This window comes from Streptomyces sp. E-08 (genome assembly GCF_049913095.1).
In the GTDB taxonomy this organism is placed as follows: domain Bacteria; phylum Actinomycetota; class Actinomycetes; order Streptomycetales; family Streptomycetaceae; genus Streptomyces.
The window spans coordinates 949,264-965,192 of record NZ_CP183971.1 but is presented as its reverse complement, the minus strand read 5'-3'; the positions used below and the strand labels follow the sequence as shown (position 1 = coordinate 965,192).

Annotated in this window: 13 protein-coding genes; 10 read left to right on the top strand and 3 right to left on the bottom strand. The window is 74.0% G+C overall.

The window, feature by feature from the left end; translation table 11 throughout:
- Positions 1-16 precede the first annotated feature (16 nt).
- From ACN9MM_RS04530 to ACN9MM_RS04520, 3 genes are read left to right on the top strand one after another with little or no spacing between them, the layout of a single operon-like run.
- Positions 17-307 (top strand): hypothetical protein, encoded by a 291-nt coding sequence (locus ACN9MM_RS04530; protein WP_426362400.1) that lies wholly within the window; start codon positions 17-19, stop codon positions 305-307.
- Between the two features lie 39 nt (positions 308-346).
- The gene (locus ACN9MM_RS04525; protein WP_426362399.1) at positions 347-1,261 is read left to right on the top strand and encodes an oxygenase MpaB family protein; all 915 of its coding nucleotides are present in this window, start codon (positions 347-349) and stop codon (positions 1,259-1,261) included.
- The gene (locus tag ACN9MM_RS04520) at positions 1,243-3,474 is read left to right on the top strand and encodes a tetratricopeptide repeat protein (RefSeq protein WP_426362398.1); all 2,232 of its coding nucleotides are present in this window, start codon (positions 1,243-1,245) and stop codon (positions 3,472-3,474) included. The genes ACN9MM_RS04525 and ACN9MM_RS04520 overlap by 19 nt, the downstream gene beginning before the upstream one ends.
- A gap of 192 nt (positions 3,475-3,666) precedes the next feature.
- Here ACN9MM_RS04520 and ACN9MM_RS04515 read toward each other — a convergent pair whose 3' ends face one another.
- Positions 3,667-4,329, bottom strand: a complete 663-nt coding sequence (locus ACN9MM_RS04515) for a M15 family metallopeptidase (protein ID WP_426362397.1) — start codon at positions 4,327-4,329, stop codon at positions 3,667-3,669.
- Between the two features lie 63 nt (positions 4,330-4,392).
- On the opposite strand from ACN9MM_RS04515, the gene ACN9MM_RS04510 reads away from it, so the two are divergent.
- The 5 genes from ACN9MM_RS04510 (at position 4,393) to ACN9MM_RS04490 (ending at position 10,433) form a co-directional block, all read left to right on the top strand.
- Complete coding sequence (locus tag ACN9MM_RS04510; RefSeq protein ID WP_426362396.1) at positions 4,393-5,949, top strand: phytoene desaturase family protein; 1,557 nt, start codon at positions 4,393-4,395, stop codon at positions 5,947-5,949.
- Positions 5,950-6,298: 349 nt separating this feature from the next.
- Positions 6,299-7,333 (top strand): L-threonine 3-dehydrogenase, encoded by a 1,035-nt coding sequence (gene tdh, locus ACN9MM_RS04505; RefSeq protein ID WP_426362395.1) that lies wholly within the window; start codon positions 6,299-6,301, stop codon positions 7,331-7,333.
- 3 nt (positions 7,334-7,336) lie between these two features.
- Positions 7,337-8,536 (top strand): glycine C-acetyltransferase, encoded by a 1,200-nt coding sequence (locus tag ACN9MM_RS04500; protein ID WP_426362394.1) that lies wholly within the window; start codon positions 7,337-7,339, stop codon positions 8,534-8,536.
- A gap of 63 nt (positions 8,537-8,599) precedes the next feature.
- Complete coding sequence (locus tag ACN9MM_RS04495; RefSeq protein WP_426362393.1) at positions 8,600-9,508, top strand: LysR family transcriptional regulator; 909 nt, start codon at positions 8,600-8,602, stop codon at positions 9,506-9,508.
- Positions 9,509-9,656: 148 nt separating this feature from the next.
- A complete protein-coding gene (locus ACN9MM_RS04490) occupies positions 9,657-10,433 on the top strand; it encodes an alpha/beta fold hydrolase (protein ID WP_426362392.1) in 777 nt (258 codons plus the stop codon).
- A 114-nt stretch (positions 10,434-10,547) separates the two neighbouring features.
- Here the strand turns inward: ACN9MM_RS04490 and ACN9MM_RS04485 are convergent, their stop codons facing one another.
- Together ACN9MM_RS04485 and ACN9MM_RS04480 are read right to left on the bottom strand one after the other, a co-directional pair.
- Positions 10,548-11,087 carry a LamG domain-containing protein gene (locus ACN9MM_RS04485; protein ID WP_426368672.1) on the bottom strand — a complete coding sequence of 180 codons (540 nt, stop codon included), beginning with the start codon at positions 11,085-11,087 and terminating at the stop codon, positions 10,548-10,550.
- A 152-nt stretch (positions 11,088-11,239) separates the two neighbouring features.
- On the bottom strand, positions 11,240-13,036 hold the full coding sequence (locus ACN9MM_RS04480) for a serine hydrolase (RefSeq protein WP_426362391.1): 1,797 nt from the start codon (positions 13,034-13,036) through the stop codon (positions 11,240-11,242).
- A gap of 117 nt (positions 13,037-13,153) precedes the next feature.
- Between ACN9MM_RS04480 and ACN9MM_RS04475 the strand changes: the two genes are divergently transcribed.
- Together ACN9MM_RS04475 and ACN9MM_RS04470 are read left to right on the top strand one after the other, a co-directional pair.
- Positions 13,154-14,266 carry an NAD(P)H-dependent flavin oxidoreductase gene (locus ACN9MM_RS04475; RefSeq protein WP_426362390.1) on the top strand — a complete coding sequence of 371 codons (1,113 nt, stop codon included), beginning with the start codon at positions 13,154-13,156 and terminating at the stop codon, positions 14,264-14,266.
- The gene (locus ACN9MM_RS04470; RefSeq protein ID WP_426362389.1) at positions 14,263-15,813 is read left to right on the top strand and encodes an acyl-CoA synthetase; all 1,551 of its coding nucleotides are present in this window, start codon (positions 14,263-14,265) and stop codon (positions 15,811-15,813) included. Before ACN9MM_RS04475 ends, ACN9MM_RS04470 begins: the two co-directional genes overlap by 4 nt.
- The last annotated feature ends 116 nt before the right edge of the window (positions 15,814-15,929 follow it).

Sequence of the window (15,929 nt, the reverse complement as noted above, 5' to 3'; positions counted from 1 at the left end):
GGTGGAAGGAGGAGCCGTGATCACCCTGCACATCGAGCACCCGATCACCGACTACGCCGTGTGGAAAGCGGCCTTCGACCGGTTCGACGGCGTCCGCCGGGACGCGGGCGTGCTGCGCCACCAGGTGCGCCGCCCGCTCGACGACCCCGCCTACGTCGTCGTCGACCTGTCCTTCGCCGACGCCGGCCGCGCCGAGGACTTCCTCGGATTCCTCCGCACGCGCGTGTGGGCGAGTACCGAGCACGCGCCGGCCCTCGCCGGCACGCCCCTGACGCGCGTCCTCGCCGTGGAAGAGGACGACTCCTGACCGGTTCCCCGGGGCCGGTTCCCGCGTAGCCTGAGCGCCATGAGGCAGGACGCCGACCCCGGGCTCTTCGGTCCCCGCTCCGTGACGTGGCAGCTGCACAGCGACCCGGTGATGTGGATCGCCGGGGTCCGGGCCCTGTGGCTCCAGGCCCTGCACCCCGTCGCCGTCCGCGGGGTCATGATCAACAGCGGTTTCCGGGAGGACCCCTGGGGCCGGCTGATGCGGACCGCGGACTTCGTCGGGACCCTCAGCTACGGGACCACCGGGGCCGCCGAGGCCGCGGGCGCCCGCGTCCGGCGGATCCACCGGCTGCTCGGCGTCGACGACCCCGAACTGCTGCTCTGGGTCCACTGCGCCGAGACCGACTCCTACCTCTCGGTCGCACGCCGCTCCGGCATCCCGCTCACCGACGCCCAGGCCGACCGGTACGTCGACGAGCACCGCACCTCCGCCCGGCTCGTCGGCCTCGACCCCGACACCGTCCCCGCGTCCACCGCCGAGCTCGCCGCCTACTTCGACGCGGTCCGTCCCGCCCTCGCCGCCGGACCGGACGCCCGGACCGTCGAGGACTTCCTGCGCCGCCCGCCCGTGAGACCCGCGCTCGTCCCGGCGCGCGAGGTGATCTGGCGGCGCGTCACCGCGCTCGCGTACGACACCCTGCCCCTCTACGCCCACGCGCTCTACGGCCGCCCCGCCCCGCCGCACGAGACCGTCACCCACCGGCTCGTCGCCACCGCCAACCTGCTGCGCTGCGTCCCCGCCCGGCTGCGCTGGCGGCTGCCGCCCCGGCACATCCTGCGCGCCGTGGACCGGCTCGGCCCGGAGACCCGGCCCGACCCGTACGCGTACCCCGCCCCGTATTCACTGTCCGACCCGGCGGCCATACTGGAGGAGCCGAGAAGGCAGTACGGAATCGACGGGGGCGGCAGCACACGATGGGGGACTCCAGACTGATCCAGGGCCGGTACCGCCTGCACGAGGTGATCGGTCGCGGAGGCATGGGCGAGGTGTGGCGCGCCACCGACGAGGCCCTCGGGCGCGGCGTCGCCGTGAAGTGCCTGAAACCGCTCGGACCGCAGCAGGACCCCCAGGTCCTCACCGTGGTGCGCGAGCGTTTCCGCCGCGAGGCCCGGGTGGCGGCGGCGCTCCAGCACCGGGGCATCACCGTCGTGCACGACTTCGGCGAGTACGAGGGCGTGCTCTTCCTCGTCATGGAGCTCCTGGAGGGGCGCAACCTCAGCCAGCTCCTCGTGGCCAACGACCAGCACCCGCTGCCCGTCCAGGACGTCGTCGAGATCGCCGACCAGGTCGCCGACGCCCTCGCCTACACGCACCGCCAGGGCATCGTGCACCGGGACCTGAAGCCCGCGAACATCGTGCGGCTGCGGGACGGCACGGTGAAGATCTGCGACTTCGGCATAGCGCGACTCGGCGCCGACATGGGCTTCACCTCCAAACTCACCGGGACCGGCATCGCCATGGGCACGCCCCACTACATGTCCCCGGAACAGATCGGCGGCGGCGAGATCGACCACCGCAGCGACCTCTACTCGCTGGGGTGCGTGCTGTACGAACTGGCCACCGGCGCTCCGCCCTTCGACCTCGGCGACTCCTGGGCCATCCTCATCGGCCACCGCGACACCGTGCCGAGCCCGCCGCGCGCGCACCGCGCCGAGCTGCCCGACTACTTCGACCGGATCGTCGTCGACCTGCTCGCCAAGGTCCCCGAGGAGCGGCCGGCCGACGCGGGCGACCTGCGCCGCCGGATCGTCTCGGGACGCTTCGGCCCGGCCCCGTTCCCGCCGCCCCCGCAGGCGCCCGTGCTCCCCGCCCTGCCGGTGACCGCGCCCCTGCCCGTACCGGCGGCCCTGGAGCCCGCGCCCGTGCCCGCGTGGGTCCGGGGGATCACCGGCGGGCACCGCCCGGCGGCCGTCGCCGGGCCGCGCCCCGCCGCCCACGATCCCGCCGCGGCCGTCCTCACCACCGAGTGGACCACCGCGGCACCAGGGGACACGCCGCCGCCCGCCCCCGTGCCCCCGGCGGAGCTGATCGCCGTGCTCGCCGGACGCTTCCGGGCCGGGATGGGCCTCGGCAGGCTCGGCCGCTGGGACGAGGCCGAGTCCGTCCACCGGTCCGTCGCCCAGGACCGGGCGCGCACCCTCGGCGAGGAGCACCCCGACACGCTCACCAGCCGCTACGAGGTCGGCTTCGCCCTCGCCCGGCTCGACCGCCCCGCCGACGCCCTGCGCGTCTTCGGCGAGGTCGCCGGGGCCCGCGCCCGCGTGCTCGGCGACGACCACCCCGACACCCTGGCGGCACGGCAGGAGCGGGCCTACGCCCTGGGCCGCCTCGGACGGCACCCCGAGGCGTACGAGGTGTACGCCGACGTGCTCGCCGCGCGGGAGCGCACCGTCGGCCCCGACCACCCCGACACCCTGCGCTGCCGGCACAACCTGGCGTTCACCCTGGGCCGCCTCGGCCGCCTGGAGGAGTCGTACCGCACGGCGAACGAGGTCGCGGAGGCCCGGGCCCGGCTGCTCGGCGAGGCCCACCCGGACACCCTCGTGACCCGCCACGAGGTGGCTTTCACCCTGACCCGGCTCGGACGGGGGGAGGAGGCGCTCGTCCAGTACCGCGCGGTCGCCGACGGACGCGCCGCCGCCCTCGGCCCCGAGCACCCGGACACCCTCGCCGCCCGCTACGAGACCGGGGTCTGCCTCGGGCGCCTCGGCCAGGCGGCGGACGCCCTCGGCGTGTGCCGCGAGCTCGTCGCCGCCCGCACCCGCTCCCAGGGCGCCGACGGTCCCGAGACCCTGCGCGCCCGCCAGGCCCTCGCCGTCAACCTCGGGCGGCTCGGGCGCTGGACGGAGGCGCTCGCCGAGTCCGAGGGCGTCCACGCGGACCGTGCGCGCGTGCTGGGCGCGGACCACCCGGACACGCTCCTCAGCCGATGGGAGACGGCCGTCGCCCTCGGACGGCTCGACCGCTGGGAGGAGGCGCTGGAGTGCCACCGGGCGATCGCCGCCGCCCGGACCCGGCTCCTCGGCCCCGCGCACCCCGACACCCTCGCCGCACTCGACGACGAGGCCGAGAGCCTGGAGCGCCTCGGCCGCCACGCCGAAGCGGCCGCCCTGCTGCTGAGAGCGGCCACCCCGCCGGAGGCATGACGCCCGCCGGGGCGCGACGGCCGGGGACCCGGGGGCGTGACGGGCCGGTCGAGGCGAGAGAGCCGGGCCCGCCAGCCGGCGGCGGGCGATCACCATCGCACGGCTGCCCCGGTGCTCCTGGGGCGCGACCACCCGGTCCGGCCTCCGCTGCCCGGCGGCCCCCACCGCGCCGGCCCCCGGCCGGTCCCGCGCTCAGCCGCTCGGTGTGAGTTCCTTCGGGCCGTAGGGGGCCGCCGCCGCACCGGTCGCCAGGGCCCAGTAGCGGTCGCCGAAGGACCAGTGCCACCACTCCGTCGGGTAGTTCACCAGGCCCGCGGCCGTGAGCACGGAGCCGAGCAGCTCCCGGTGGGCGCGGGCCTCCGCGCCGATGCCTTCGGCGTGGGTGTAGCAGGCGCCGCCGCTCTCCTCCGGGGACGCGTTCATCCGCGTCCCCAGGTCCAGCTCCCGCCCGTCGGCCGCGGCCAGCGTGAGGTCGACGGCCGCGCCGGCGCTGTGCGGGGCGATCTCGGGCGGCGACACGCACCGGCTCGCCGCCGCGTGGATCCGTTCCCCGGGCCACTCGGGGTGGAGCGCGCGCAGCTCGGCGGCGTACTCCTCGAAGTACGACCGCTGGAGCGACGGAGGGCGGTACCCCTCGACGAACAGCAGACGCAGGCCGTCCGGCAGCGTCTCCTGGGCCTTGAGGAGCCGCTCGACGACACCCTCCCGCAGGTACGCGAACGCGTCCGCCGGGTCCTGCTTGCGCGGGTCGACGAGCAGCGAGCCGACACCTCGCACGTCCACCAGGCGTTCACCGCACTCCGACACGGGTATCGCGGCGACCCTCGGATCCGACATCAGAACGATCTCTGTCATGCCGTGATCATGCCTGACGACGGCGGGGTTCCCCCGGCACGCGGGCGCGTGTGAGCATGAGCCATGACCGCCCCTCACGCTTCCGCCGGGCCCCGCTCCTACGACGCCGTCGTCGTCGGAGGCGGGCACAACGGGCTCGTCGCCGCCGCCTATCTGGCCCGCGCCGGACGCTCCGTCCTCGTTCTGGAGCGGCTCGGCTCCACCGGCGGGGCCGCCGTGTCGACGCGGCCGTTCGCGGGGGTCGACGCCCGGCTCTCCCGGTACTCGTACCTGGTCTCGCTGCTGCCCGAGAAGATCGTGCGGGAGCTCGGACTGCGGTTCGCCGTGCGGAAGCGGTCGATCTCCTCGTACACCCCGAAGGGCGACGGCGGCCTCCTCGTCGGTGGCGGACCGGACCGGACCCGCGCCTCCTTCGCCGAACTCACCGGCTCCGACCGCGCGTACGAGGCCTGGCAGGACTTCTACGCCCGCACCGGCGAGGCCGCCCGCCGGATCTTCCCCACCCTCACCGAACCCCTGCCCACCCGCGCCGCGCTCCGCGCCCGCGTCGACGACGCCGACACCTGGCGGATGCTCTTCGAGGAGCCCCTCGGCGTCACCGTCGAGAAGACCTTCGCCGACGACCTCGTCCGGGGCGTGGTCCTCACCGACGCCCTGATCGGCACCTTCGCCGACGCCCACGACCCCACGCTCCTGCAGAACCGCTGCTTCCTCTACCACGTCATCGGCGGCGGCACCGGCGACTGGGACGTGCCCGTCGGCGGCATGGGCGCCCTCACCGACGCCCTCGCCGACGCCGCCCGCAGCGCGGGGGTCCGCATCCTCACCGGGCACGAGGCCACCCGGATCGAGACCGACGGACACCGCGCCGCGATCACGTACCGCACCGCCGACGGCGAGGGCACCGTCGAGGCCGGGCAGGTCCTCGTCAACGCTTCCCCGCAGGAACTCGCCACGCTCCTCGGCGAGACGCCCCCGGCCGCCCCGGAAGGCGCCCAGCTCAAGGTCAACATGCTGCTGACCCGGCTGCCCAGGCTCCGCGACCGCTCCGTCGACCCCCGCGAGGCGTTCGCCGGCACCTTCCACATCGCCGAGGGATACGGGCAGCTGGCCACCGCCCACGCCGAGGCCGCCGCCGGGCGCCTGCCCACCGCCCCGCCATCCGAGATCTACTGCCACTCCCTCACCGACCCGACGATCCTCGGTCCGGAGCTCGCCGCCACGGGCCACCAGACGCTCACGCTCTTCGGCCTGCACACCCCCGCCCGGCTGTTCGCCGCCGACAACGAGGGCACGCGCGCGAAGCTCCTCGCGGCGACCCTCGCCCAGCTCGACACGCACCTGGACGAGCCGATCGCCGACTGCCTCGCCCTCGACGCGGAGGGCCGCCCCTGCATCGAGGCGAAGACCCCGCTCGACCTCGAACGCGACCTGCGGCTGCCCGGCGGCCACATCTTCCACCGCGACCTCTCCTTCCCGTACGGGGAGGAGGGCACCGGCCGCTGGGGCGTCGAGACCCACCACCCCAACCTGCTGCTGTGCGGAGCGGGTGCGATCCGCGGCGGGGGAGTCAGCGGCATCCCCGGCCACAACGCGGCGATGGCGGCGCTCGGTCGCTGACACCCGGCCGGAGGGCCGCGACCGTCGGCGGAGGGGACCGGGACCGGGACCGTCGGCGGAGGGGACCGGGACCGGGACCGTCGGCGGACGGGACCTGGGCCGCTCCCGACGGTCTACGGAAGCGGCCCCGCTCCCGCCGCCGGTCCCCTCCGCGCGGTCGATTCTCCGTTCGGCCCCGTTGACGTCGCCCCCTCCCCGCCAGGGGTGTGAAGCTGATCTGCGAGCGCGCTTAAGAAATCCTCGATGGACCGCGGGCCTCGCGTACGGAAGATTCTCTTCCAGGGATCTTGGGCGCGCAGCCGTGCCCGCACCCCCGCATCACAGGACACGCACGTCGGGAGCCGTTGCATTGAAGGCGCTGGTCAAGCTGAAGGCGGAGCCGGGACTCTGGCTCACGGATGTGCCCGAGCCGGAGACAGGCCCCGGAGACGTCCTCATCAAGGTCAAGCGGACCGGAATCTGCGGGACCGACCTGCACATCCGTTCCTGGGACGGCTGGGCGCAGAAGACCATCGCCACGCCGCTGACGATCGGCCACGAGTTCGTCGGCGAGGTCGTCTCCGTCGGCCGTGACGTCGCCGACATCGAGGTCGGCGACCTGGTCAGCGGCGAGGGCCACCTCGTCTGCGGCAAGTGCCGCAACTGTCTGGCCGGCCGCCGCCACCTCTGCCGCGCCACCGTGGGCCTCGGCGTCGGCCGGGACGGCGCCTTCGCCGAGTACGTGGCGCTGCCCGCCTCCAACGTGTGGGTGCACCGCGTCCCCGTCGACCTGGACGTCGCCGCGATCTTCGACCCCTTCGGCAACGCCGTGCACACGGCCCTGTCCTTCCCGCTCGTCGGCGAGGACGTCCTCGTCACCGGTGCCGGGCCGATCGGCATCATGGCCGCCGCCGTCGCCAAGCACGCCGGCGCCCGCAACGTGGTCATCACCGACGTCAGCGAGGAGCGCCTCGCCCTGGCGCGCAAGACGGGCGTCTCGCTCGCCCTCAACGTCGCCGAGCACACCATCGCCGACGGCCAGCGCACCCTCGGGCTCAAGGAGGGCTTCGACGTCGGCCTGGAGATGTCCGGCAACCCGCACGCGATGCGCGACATGATCGCCAACATGACCCACGGCGGCAGGATCGCCATGCTCGGCCTGCCCGCCGAGGACTTCGCCGTCGACTGGGCGAAGGTCGTCACCTCCATGATCACGATCAAGGGCATCTACGGCCGCGAGATGTTCGAGACCTGGTACGCGATGTCGGTCCTCCTGGAGGGCGGACTCGACCTGAACCCGGTCATCACCGGCCGCTACGACTACCGCGACTTCGACGCCGCCTTCGACGACGCGGCCTCCGGCAAGAGCGGCAAGATCATCCTCGACTGGACCACGGGAGCCTGACCCATGTTCGATTCCGTACGCGACTCCGTCCGCGCCACCCTCGAAGAGATCGAGCAGGCCGGACTGCACAAGCCCGAGCGGGTCATCGGCACCCCCCAGTCCGCGACGGTCGAGGTCACCGCGGGCGGCCGCCCCGGCGAGGTGCTCAACTTCTGCGCCAACAACTACCTGGGCCTCGCCGACAACCCCGAGATCGTCGCCGCCGCCCACGCCGCGCTCGACCGCTGGGGCTACGGCATGGCCTCCGTCCGCTTCATCTGCGGCACGCAGGAGGTGCACAAGGAGCTGGAGGCCCGCCTCTCCTCCTTCCTCGGCCAGGAGGACACGATCCTCTACTCCTCCTGCTTCGACGCCAACGGCGGCGTCTTCGAGACGATCCTCGGCCCCGAGGACGCCGTCATCTCCGACGCCCTCAACCACGCCTCGATCATCGACGGCATCCGCCTCTCCAAGGCCCGCCGCTTCCGCTACGCCAACCGCGACATGGCCGACCTGGAGCAGCAGCTCAAGGAGGCCACGGACGGCGGCGCCCGGCGCAAGCTGATCGTCACCGACGGCGTCTTCTCCATGGACGGGTACGTCGCCCCGCTCGACGAGATCTGCGACCTGGCCGAGCGCTACGACGCCATGGTCATGGTCGACGACTCGCACGCGGTCGGCTTCGTCGGCCCCGGCGGCCGCGGCACCCCCGAGCTGCACGGCGTCATGGACCGCGTCGACATCATCACCGGCACCCTCGGCAAGGCCCTCGGCGGCGCCTCCGGCGGCTACGTCGCGGCCCGCGCCGAGATCGTCGCCCTGCTGCGCCAGCGCTCCCGCCCGTACCTCTTCTCGAACACCCTCGCTCCGGTCATCGCCGCCGCCTCCCTGAAGGTCCTCGACCTCCTGGAGTCCGCCGGCGACCTGCGCGAGCGCCTCAACGCCAACACGGCGCTGTTCCGCTCCCGCATGACCGAGGAGGGCTTCGACATCCTCCCCGGCGACCACGCCATCGCCCCCGTCATGATCGGCGACGCGGCCGTGGCCGGCCGGATGGCCGAGCTGCTCCTGGAGCGCGGGGTCTACGTGATCGGCTTCTCGTACCCGGTCGTGCCGCAGGGCCAGGCCCGCATCCGCGTCCAGCTCTCCGCCGCCCACTCGACGGAGGACGTGAACCGGGCCGTGGACGCCTTCGTCGACGCCCGCGCCGCCCTCCAGGGCTAGGACTCGCCCCAGGGCCCTGACCTGCGGATCCGGGCAGGGTCCGCGGGCTGAGACACTGGGTGCATGATCGAAGCGCGGCGGTTGCACATCCTCCGTGCGGTGGCCGACCACCGCACGGTGACGGCGGCGGCCGCCGCGCTCTATCTCACGCCCTCCGCCGTCTCCCAGCAGCTCGCCGCCCTGGAGCAGGAGACCGGCCACCGGCTCGTGGACCGCAGTGCGCGCGGCGCGCGCCTCACCCCGGCCGGGGAGATCCTGCTCAGCCACGCCAACGCCGTCCTGGCCCAGCTGGAGCGCGCCGAGGCCGAGCTCGCCGCGTACGGCTCCGGGGACGCCGGTACGGTCACGGTGGCCGCGTTCGCCACCGGCATCGGACTCGTGGTGGCCCCCGCCATCACGGCCCTCGCCCGCACCGCGCCCGGCATCCGGGTCCGGGTCCGGGACGCGGAGGGCGACGAGAGCCTGCTCATGGTCCTGGACCGGCAGGTGGACGTGGCCGTCGCGGTCGAGTACCGGGGAGCCCCGGGCGAGGACGATCCCCGGCTCACCCGCGTCCCGCTCTACGCCGAGCCGTTCGACGCGGTGCTGCCGCCCGGCCACCCGCTGGCCGCGGGCGAGCGGGTCGTGCTCGGCGACCTCGCGAAGGACGCCTGGATCGGCCAGTCGGCCGGGAACCCCTGCCATGACGTGACCGTCCTGGCCTGCGAGTACGCGGGGTTCACCCTGAACCCGGAGCACTCCTCCGACGACTTCCGTGCCGTCGTCGCCCTCGCGGCGGCGTCCGCGGGCGTGGCGCTCGTGCCCCGTTCGGCCCTGGCCGGAATGGACCTCACGGGCGTGGAGGTCCGCCCCATCGAGGGCGTCGCCCCGACCCGCAGGGTCTTCGCCGCCGTCCGGCGCGGCGCGGAGGAACACCCCCTGATCAGCCCCGTCCTGACCGCCCTGCGTGCGGCGTCCGGAAACGGAGCCTGACGGGCGCCCCCGTCCGCCGGAAACGGAGCCTGACGGGCGCCCCCGTCCGCCGGAAACGGTGCCTGGACGGGCCGCCCCGTCCGCCGGAACACCGGAGGCGTACTGGCGCGGCTCCCGCACGCCGCACCAGACTGGGGCCGTGGAAACCATGGTCTCTGTCAAGGACGGCGAAGTCTGGACCCACGACGCGGGAGGGGACGGCCTGCCGCTGGTCCTGCTCCATCCCGGCGTCGGCGACTCCACGGTGTGGGACCCGGTCCTCCCGGCGCTCCGCGCGCGGCACCGCGTGATCCGCTACGACGTGCGCGGCTACGGACGCTCACCCGCGCCCACCGCCCCGTACTCCCCGGTCCGCGATCTGGCCGAGGTCCTGGACCGCTTCGAGATCGAGCGGGCGGTCCTGGTCGGCTCCAGCATGGGCGGGGCCACCTCGGTCGACTACGCCCTGGAGGCGCCCGGGCGGGTGGCGGGCCTCGCCCTGTTCGTCCCCGGGGTGTCGGGGTACGAGGGGCTGGACGCGGGCGAGTTCTTCGAGCGCCTCGAACCCCTGGCCAAGGCCGGTGACATGGACGCCATCGTCCGGCTCGGCCTCGCCGCGTGGGGGCAGGCCGGCGGCGGAAAGCCCGAGTCCGACCCGGTCGCGGCGCAGTTCCTCCGGGACGTGCTCCCCGCCTGGTTCAGCAACATCGGCCACCAGCTCACCGGCCCGCCCGCCTTCGACCGGCTCGGGGAGATCTCCGCGCCGACCCTGCTGGCGCTGGGCGAGCAGGACCGGCCGGAGGTCGTGCGGTGCAACGAGGAGATGGCCGAACGGATCCCCGGCTGCCGTCTCGTCAGGCTGGCCGCGTCCGACCACTACCCGACGCTGCGGGAGCCGGAGCGCGTCGCGCGGCTGATCGAGGAGCTGTACGCCGAGGCGGCGTGAGCTCCGGAGCCCGTGTCCACCAGGGCTGCGGAGCCCGCGTCGGTCAGGGCTCCGGATCCCGCGCCCACCAGGCCCGGGCGTCCTCGTCCGGTGGGCGGGGCTCCGGAACCTCGGCTACCAGATGGTGGAGAAGCCGACGCGGAGCTTCTCCGCGTCGGTCCTCACCGTGAGGGAGCCCGCCTTCACCTCGGCCGCCTCCGTGTCGGTCAGCGCGGTGCCGAACCGCCGTACGTCGTCCAGGGTGCCGCGGAAGAGCTGCGCCACCCCGGCCGGCTGGTTGGGGAAGTCGGGCCGGGCACCGATGTGGATGTTGAACTCGGCGGCCGGAGTGAGGTTCCGCTGCGCCGCCGAGTTCCCCGCCGGCATGGTCGCGGTGGCCGCGGGGCCCCCGTCCACGGCGAGGCGGAGGGTGAGGCCCTGGCGGGTGAACACGGCGTGGTGCCACGCACCGTCGTTGTACGAGGACGGGAGCGTCACCTCGGTGGTGCCGAGGTCCGTGCCGACGGTGGCGCGCATCAGACTGCTTCCGGGTTCGGCACGGACCGAGAGGCGCCGGCCCGTCATGCCGTACGCCCAGACGATCGGCAGCGTGCCCGTCGTGGCGGAGTGCCTGAACCAGGCCGTGACGGTGAAGTCCCTGTCCTCGACCCGCAGGGACGGCGAGCAGACGAGGCGCAGGGCGACGCGACGGACGCTCGCCTCGGCCTTCGTCCCGTCCCCCCCCCGGTGAGATCTCCCGGCGGCGACGCTACCTCATGGTGATCACCTGGACGCAGCCCGCTCCGACGGTCCGTCAGTTCGAAGTGTCAATCGGCGCTCCTGGTCCAGCCGTTCGCTCCGATCCGCGCCCCGTCCGCCGGACGCGCCTCGTCGAACACCGGCCGTCCGGCGCCGTCGAGGAGCCGCAGTCCGTCCACGTACACGCCCCGGCCCACGTACCGCCGATCCGTGGTGTACCGCCAGCGCAGGAGGACGTTCCCGTCGGGCAGCGCCGCGGACACGGTGTGCCAGACGCGGCCGGACCAGCCGCCGACCGTGCCCGCCGGGTGCTCGGTGAGGCCGTCGGTCGTGAAGGGGACCGGCCGCCAGGTCGTGCCGCCGTCGGCCGAGGCCTCCAGGGCGACGGGGTCGGCGCCCGGCTCGGTGTCCCACCACAGGGCGCACTCCAGGTGTGCGGCGCCCAGCACGTGAGGGAGCGTCAGGGTGGCGGTGGTGGCGCTCGCCATGCCGGAGAACCAGGACGTACGGCCCCGGGTCGGGCGTACGGGCACGGCCCTGGCGAGTCTGTCCGCCGTGGCGACGCGCGGCGCGGAGCCGGAGCGCCAGGACCGCACCGGGTGCACGGAGTTGCCGAGCACGATGAGGAACGCGTCGGTCGTCGGGTCGAGGACGAGGCTGGTGCCGGTGAAGCCGGTGTGCCCGGCGGTGCGCGGGGTGGCCATGGCGCCCATGTACCAGTGCTGGTAGAGCTCGAAGCCGAGGCCGTGCTCGTCGCCGGGGAAGGCGGTGTTGAAGTCGGTGAACATCAGCTCCACCGACGCCGGGGAGAGGATGCGGGCGCGGCCGTAGGCGCCGCCGTTGAGCAGGGTGCGGGCGAGGATCGCGAGGTCCCAGGCGCGGGAGAAGATCCCGGCGTGGCCCGCGACGCCGCCGAGGGAGTGGGCGTTCTCGTCGTGGACCTCGCCCCACACCATGCCCCGGTCGAGCCCGGACCAGGGGGGCCGGGCGTCCTCGGTGGCGGCGATCTCCGGCCGCCAGGAGAGCGGGGGATTGAAACGCGTGCGGTGCATCCCGAGCGGAGCGGTGATCTCGTCGTGGAGCAGGGTGTCCAGACCGCGACCGGTGATCTCCTCCAGGATCAGCTGGAGCGAGATCAGGTTCAGGTCGGAGTAGAGGTACGCGGATCCCGGCGGGTTCGGGAGGGTCTCGGCCCACAGCAGCCGCAGCTTGCCCTCCCGTGTGGGCTCACGGTAGAGCGGGATCCAGGACCGGAACCCCGAGGTGTGGGTGAGCAGCTGCCGCACGGTGACGTCCTGCTTCCCGCCGCCGCCGAACTCCGGCAGGTACGCGGTGGCCTTCTCCTCCAGCTCCAGCGCCCCGCGCTCGATCTGCTGCACCGCCAGGATCGAGGTGAACAGCTTCGAGACCGACGCCAGGTCGAAGACGGTGTCCTCGGTCATGGGGAGCTGTCGCTCCGGCGGCAGCTCGACCCCGCTGTCGGTCTTCTCGTCGTACGCCGCGTACCGCACGGCCGCGCCGATCGCCCGGTGCAGGGCGACGGTCCCGCCCCGCCCGGCGAGCAGCACGGCGCCCGCGTACCAGGGGTGCGTGGGGGAGGGCGCGAGGAAGCGCTCGGCCTCCGCGACCAGGCCGTCCAGGTGTGGCGCGAGCAGCCCGGCCCGCTCCGCCGGACCGCGCCGCAGCGTGGTCCGCCGCGCGGCCGGCGACTCCCGGCCGGTGCGGCCGCCGGAACCGTCCCCGCCCTGTGGGGACGCCGCCGCCCCCGGCACCGCACCGATCATCAGCGCCCCTCCGAGGGCCAGTACGCCACCGCCGAACGCGCGGCGGCTCGGCCTTCCGTCTCGTTCCGCGTCGAGTGCCATGCCCACCCTCTCCCACCGGGGGCGGCGGTGAAACGCCGACGTGCCGCCCGCAAAGAATCTGACGATGCATCAGAAAAGGTCTTCCCTCCGCCGCGCCGCTGCGGCATCCTGCCGCCCATGGAGACGGAGCTGAGTCGCACACTGGGGATCGAGCACGCCATCTTCGGCTTCACGCCCTTCCCCGCGGTGGCCGCCGCACTCACCAGAGCCGGCGGGTTCGGCGTCCTCGGCGCGGTCCGCTACACCGCGCCCGACGACCTCGCCCGCGACCTCGACTGGATGCAGGAGCACACCGACGGCCTGCCCTACGGCCTCGACGTGGTGATGCCCGCGAAGAAGGCGGTCGAAGGCGTCACCGAGGCCGAGATCGAGGCCATGATCCCCGAGGAGCACCGGGCGTTCGTCCGCGCCACCCTCGCCAAGCACGGAGTCCCCGAACTGGCCGAGGGCGAGGCCTCCGGCTGGCGGATCACGGGCTGGATGGAGCAGGTCGCCCGGAGCCAGCTCGACGTGGCCTTCGACTACCCGATCAGACTCCTCGCCAACGCCCTCGGCTCACCGCCGCCCGACGTCGTCGCCCGCGCCCACGAGCACGGCGTCCTCGTCGCCGCCCTCGCCGGCAGCGCCCGCCACGCCCGGCACCACGCCGACGCCGGCATCGACGTCGTCGTCGCCCAGGGATACGAGGCGGGCGGCCACACCGGCGAGATCGCCTCCATGGTCCTCACCCCCGAGGTCGTCGACGCGGTCTCCCCGCTGCCCGTGCTCGCCGCCGGCGGCATCGGCAGCGGAGAGCAGATCGCCGCCGGACTCGCCCTCGGCGCCCAGGGCGTCTGGCTCGGCTCTATCTGGCTCACCACCACCGAGGCCGAACTGCACTCCCGCGCCCTCACCGCCAAGCTCCTCGCCGCCGGCTCCGGCGACACGGTCCGCTCCCGCGCCCTGACCGGCAAACCCGCCCGCCAGCTCCGCACCGAGTGGACCGACGCCTGGGACGACCCGGCCGGCCCCGGCCCGCTCCCCATGCCGCTCCAGGGGCTCCTGGTCGCCGAGGCCGTCTCCCGTATCCAGCGGTACGAGGTCGAGCCGCTCCTCGGCACCCCCGTCGGGCAGATCGTCGGCCGGATGAACTCCGAGCGCAGCGTCCAGCAGGTCGTGGACGAGCTCACCCGCGGCTTCGAGAAGGCCGTCGACCGCATCAACCGCATCGCCGGACGGAGCACCCAGTGACTCAAGGTCCCACCGGATTCTGGGCCCAGGCCGCCGCCGACCCCGGCCGCACGGTCCTCGTGGCACCCGACGGCGAGGAGTGGAGCGCCGGCCGGCTGCACGCCGAGGCGAACCGTCTCGTGCACGGGCTGCGCGCCGCCGGACTGGAACGCGGCGACGCGTTCGCCGTCGTCCTGCCCAACGGCCCCGAGTTCTTCACCGCCCATCTCGCCGCCACCCAGGCCGGCTTCTACCTGGTTCCCGTCAACCACCACTTCGTGGGCCCCGAGATCGCCTGGATCGTCGCCGACTCCGGCGCCAAAGTCCTCGTGGCCCACGAGCGGTTCGCCGAGGCCGTGACCCTCGCCGCCGACGAGGCCGGGCTCGCACCCACCCACCGGTACGCCGTCGGTGCGGTCCCCGGCTTCCGCCCGTACGCCGAACTGCTCGACGGGCAGGACGGGGCGGCCCCCGCCGACCGCACCCTCGGCTGGGTCATGAACTACACCTCCGGCACCACCGGCCGGCCCCGGGGCATCCGCCGTCCGCTCCCCGGGAAGCTCCCCGAGGAGACCCATCTCGGCGGTTTCCTCGGCATCTTCGGCATCCGCCCCGCCGACGGCAACGTCCATCTCGTCTGCTCGCCGCTCTACCACACGGCCGTGCTCCAGTTCGCCGCCGCCGCCCTGCACATCGGACATCCGCTCGTGCTCATGGACCGGTGGACGCCCGAGGAGATGCTGCGGCTGATCGACCGGTACGACTGCACCCACACGCACATGGTCCCGACCCAGTTCCACCGCCTGCTCTCCCTGCCCGAGGAGGTACGGAACCGGTACGACGTCTCCTCCATGCGCCACGCCATCCACGGCGCCGCGCCCTGCCCCGAGCACGTCAAGCGGGCGATGATCGACTGGTGGGGACGGTGTGTCGAGGAGTACTACGCGGCCAGTGAGGGCGGCGGGGCGTTCGCCACCGCCGAGGAGTGGCTCAAGAGGCCGGGGACGGTCGGCAGGGCCTGGCCCATCAGCGAACTGGCCGTCTTCGACGACGACGGGAAGCGGCTGCCGCCCGGCGAACTCGGCACGGTCTACCTCAAGATGAACACCGGCGGCTTCCAGTACCACAAGGACGAGGCGAAGACCGCGAAGAACCGCATCGGCGACTTCTTCACCGTCGGCGACCTCGGGATCCTCGACGAGGACGGCTACCTCTTCCTCCGCGACCGCAAGATCGACATGATCATCTCCGGCGGGGTCAACATCTATCCCGCCGAGATCGAGGCGGCGCTGCTCGCCCACCCCGCCGTCGCGGACGCCGCCGCCTTCGGCATCCCGCACGCCGACTGGGGCGAGGAGGTCAAGGCGGTCGTCGAGGCGGCCGAGGGCCACGAGCCGGGGCCCGCGCTCGCCTCGGAGATCCTGGCCCACTGCGGCGACCGCCTCGCGGGCTTCAAGCGCCCGAAGTCGGTCGACTTCGTCCCGGCCATGCCCCGCGACCCCAACGGCAAGCTCTACAAGCGCCGCCTCCGCGACCCGTACTGGGAGGGCCACGAGCGCCCGCTGTGACCGCCCGGGCGCCCTCCGCACCGCTCGATTCCTGCCGCCGCGCGGGTGACCCCGGGCCGGCCTCGGCCCGTGGTGCCCTTCTGACTGCCCTTTCGGCCCTCTCGGGGGCCGTGCAG

Coding starts and splice junctions, on each gene's coding strand:
- ACN9MM_RS04525 (WP_426362399.1), top strand. CDS start 347: ATGAGGCAGGACGCCGACCCCGGGCTCTTCGGTCCCCGCTCCGTGACG.
- ACN9MM_RS04520 (WP_426362398.1), top strand. CDS start 1,243: ATGGGGGACTCCAGACTGATCCAGGGCCGGTACCGCCTGCACGAGGTG.
- ACN9MM_RS04515 (WP_426362397.1), bottom strand. CDS start 4,329: ATGACAGAGATCGTTCTGATGTCGGATCCGAGGGTCGCCGCGATACCC.
- ACN9MM_RS04510 (WP_426362396.1), top strand. CDS start 4,393: ATGACCGCCCCTCACGCTTCCGCCGGGCCCCGCTCCTACGACGCCGTC.
- ACN9MM_RS04500 (WP_426362394.1), top strand. CDS start 7,337: ATGTTCGATTCCGTACGCGACTCCGTCCGCGCCACCCTCGAAGAGATC.
- ACN9MM_RS04495 (WP_426362393.1), top strand. CDS start 8,600: ATGATCGAAGCGCGGCGGTTGCACATCCTCCGTGCGGTGGCCGACCAC.
- ACN9MM_RS04490 (WP_426362392.1), top strand. CDS start 9,657: ATGGTCTCTGTCAAGGACGGCGAAGTCTGGACCCACGACGCGGGAGGG.
- ACN9MM_RS04480 (WP_426362391.1), bottom strand. CDS start 13,036: ATGGCACTCGACGCGGAACGAGACGGAAGGCCGAGCCGCCGCGCGTTC.
- ACN9MM_RS04475 (WP_426362390.1), top strand. CDS start 13,154: ATGGAGACGGAGCTGAGTCGCACACTGGGGATCGAGCACGCCATCTTC.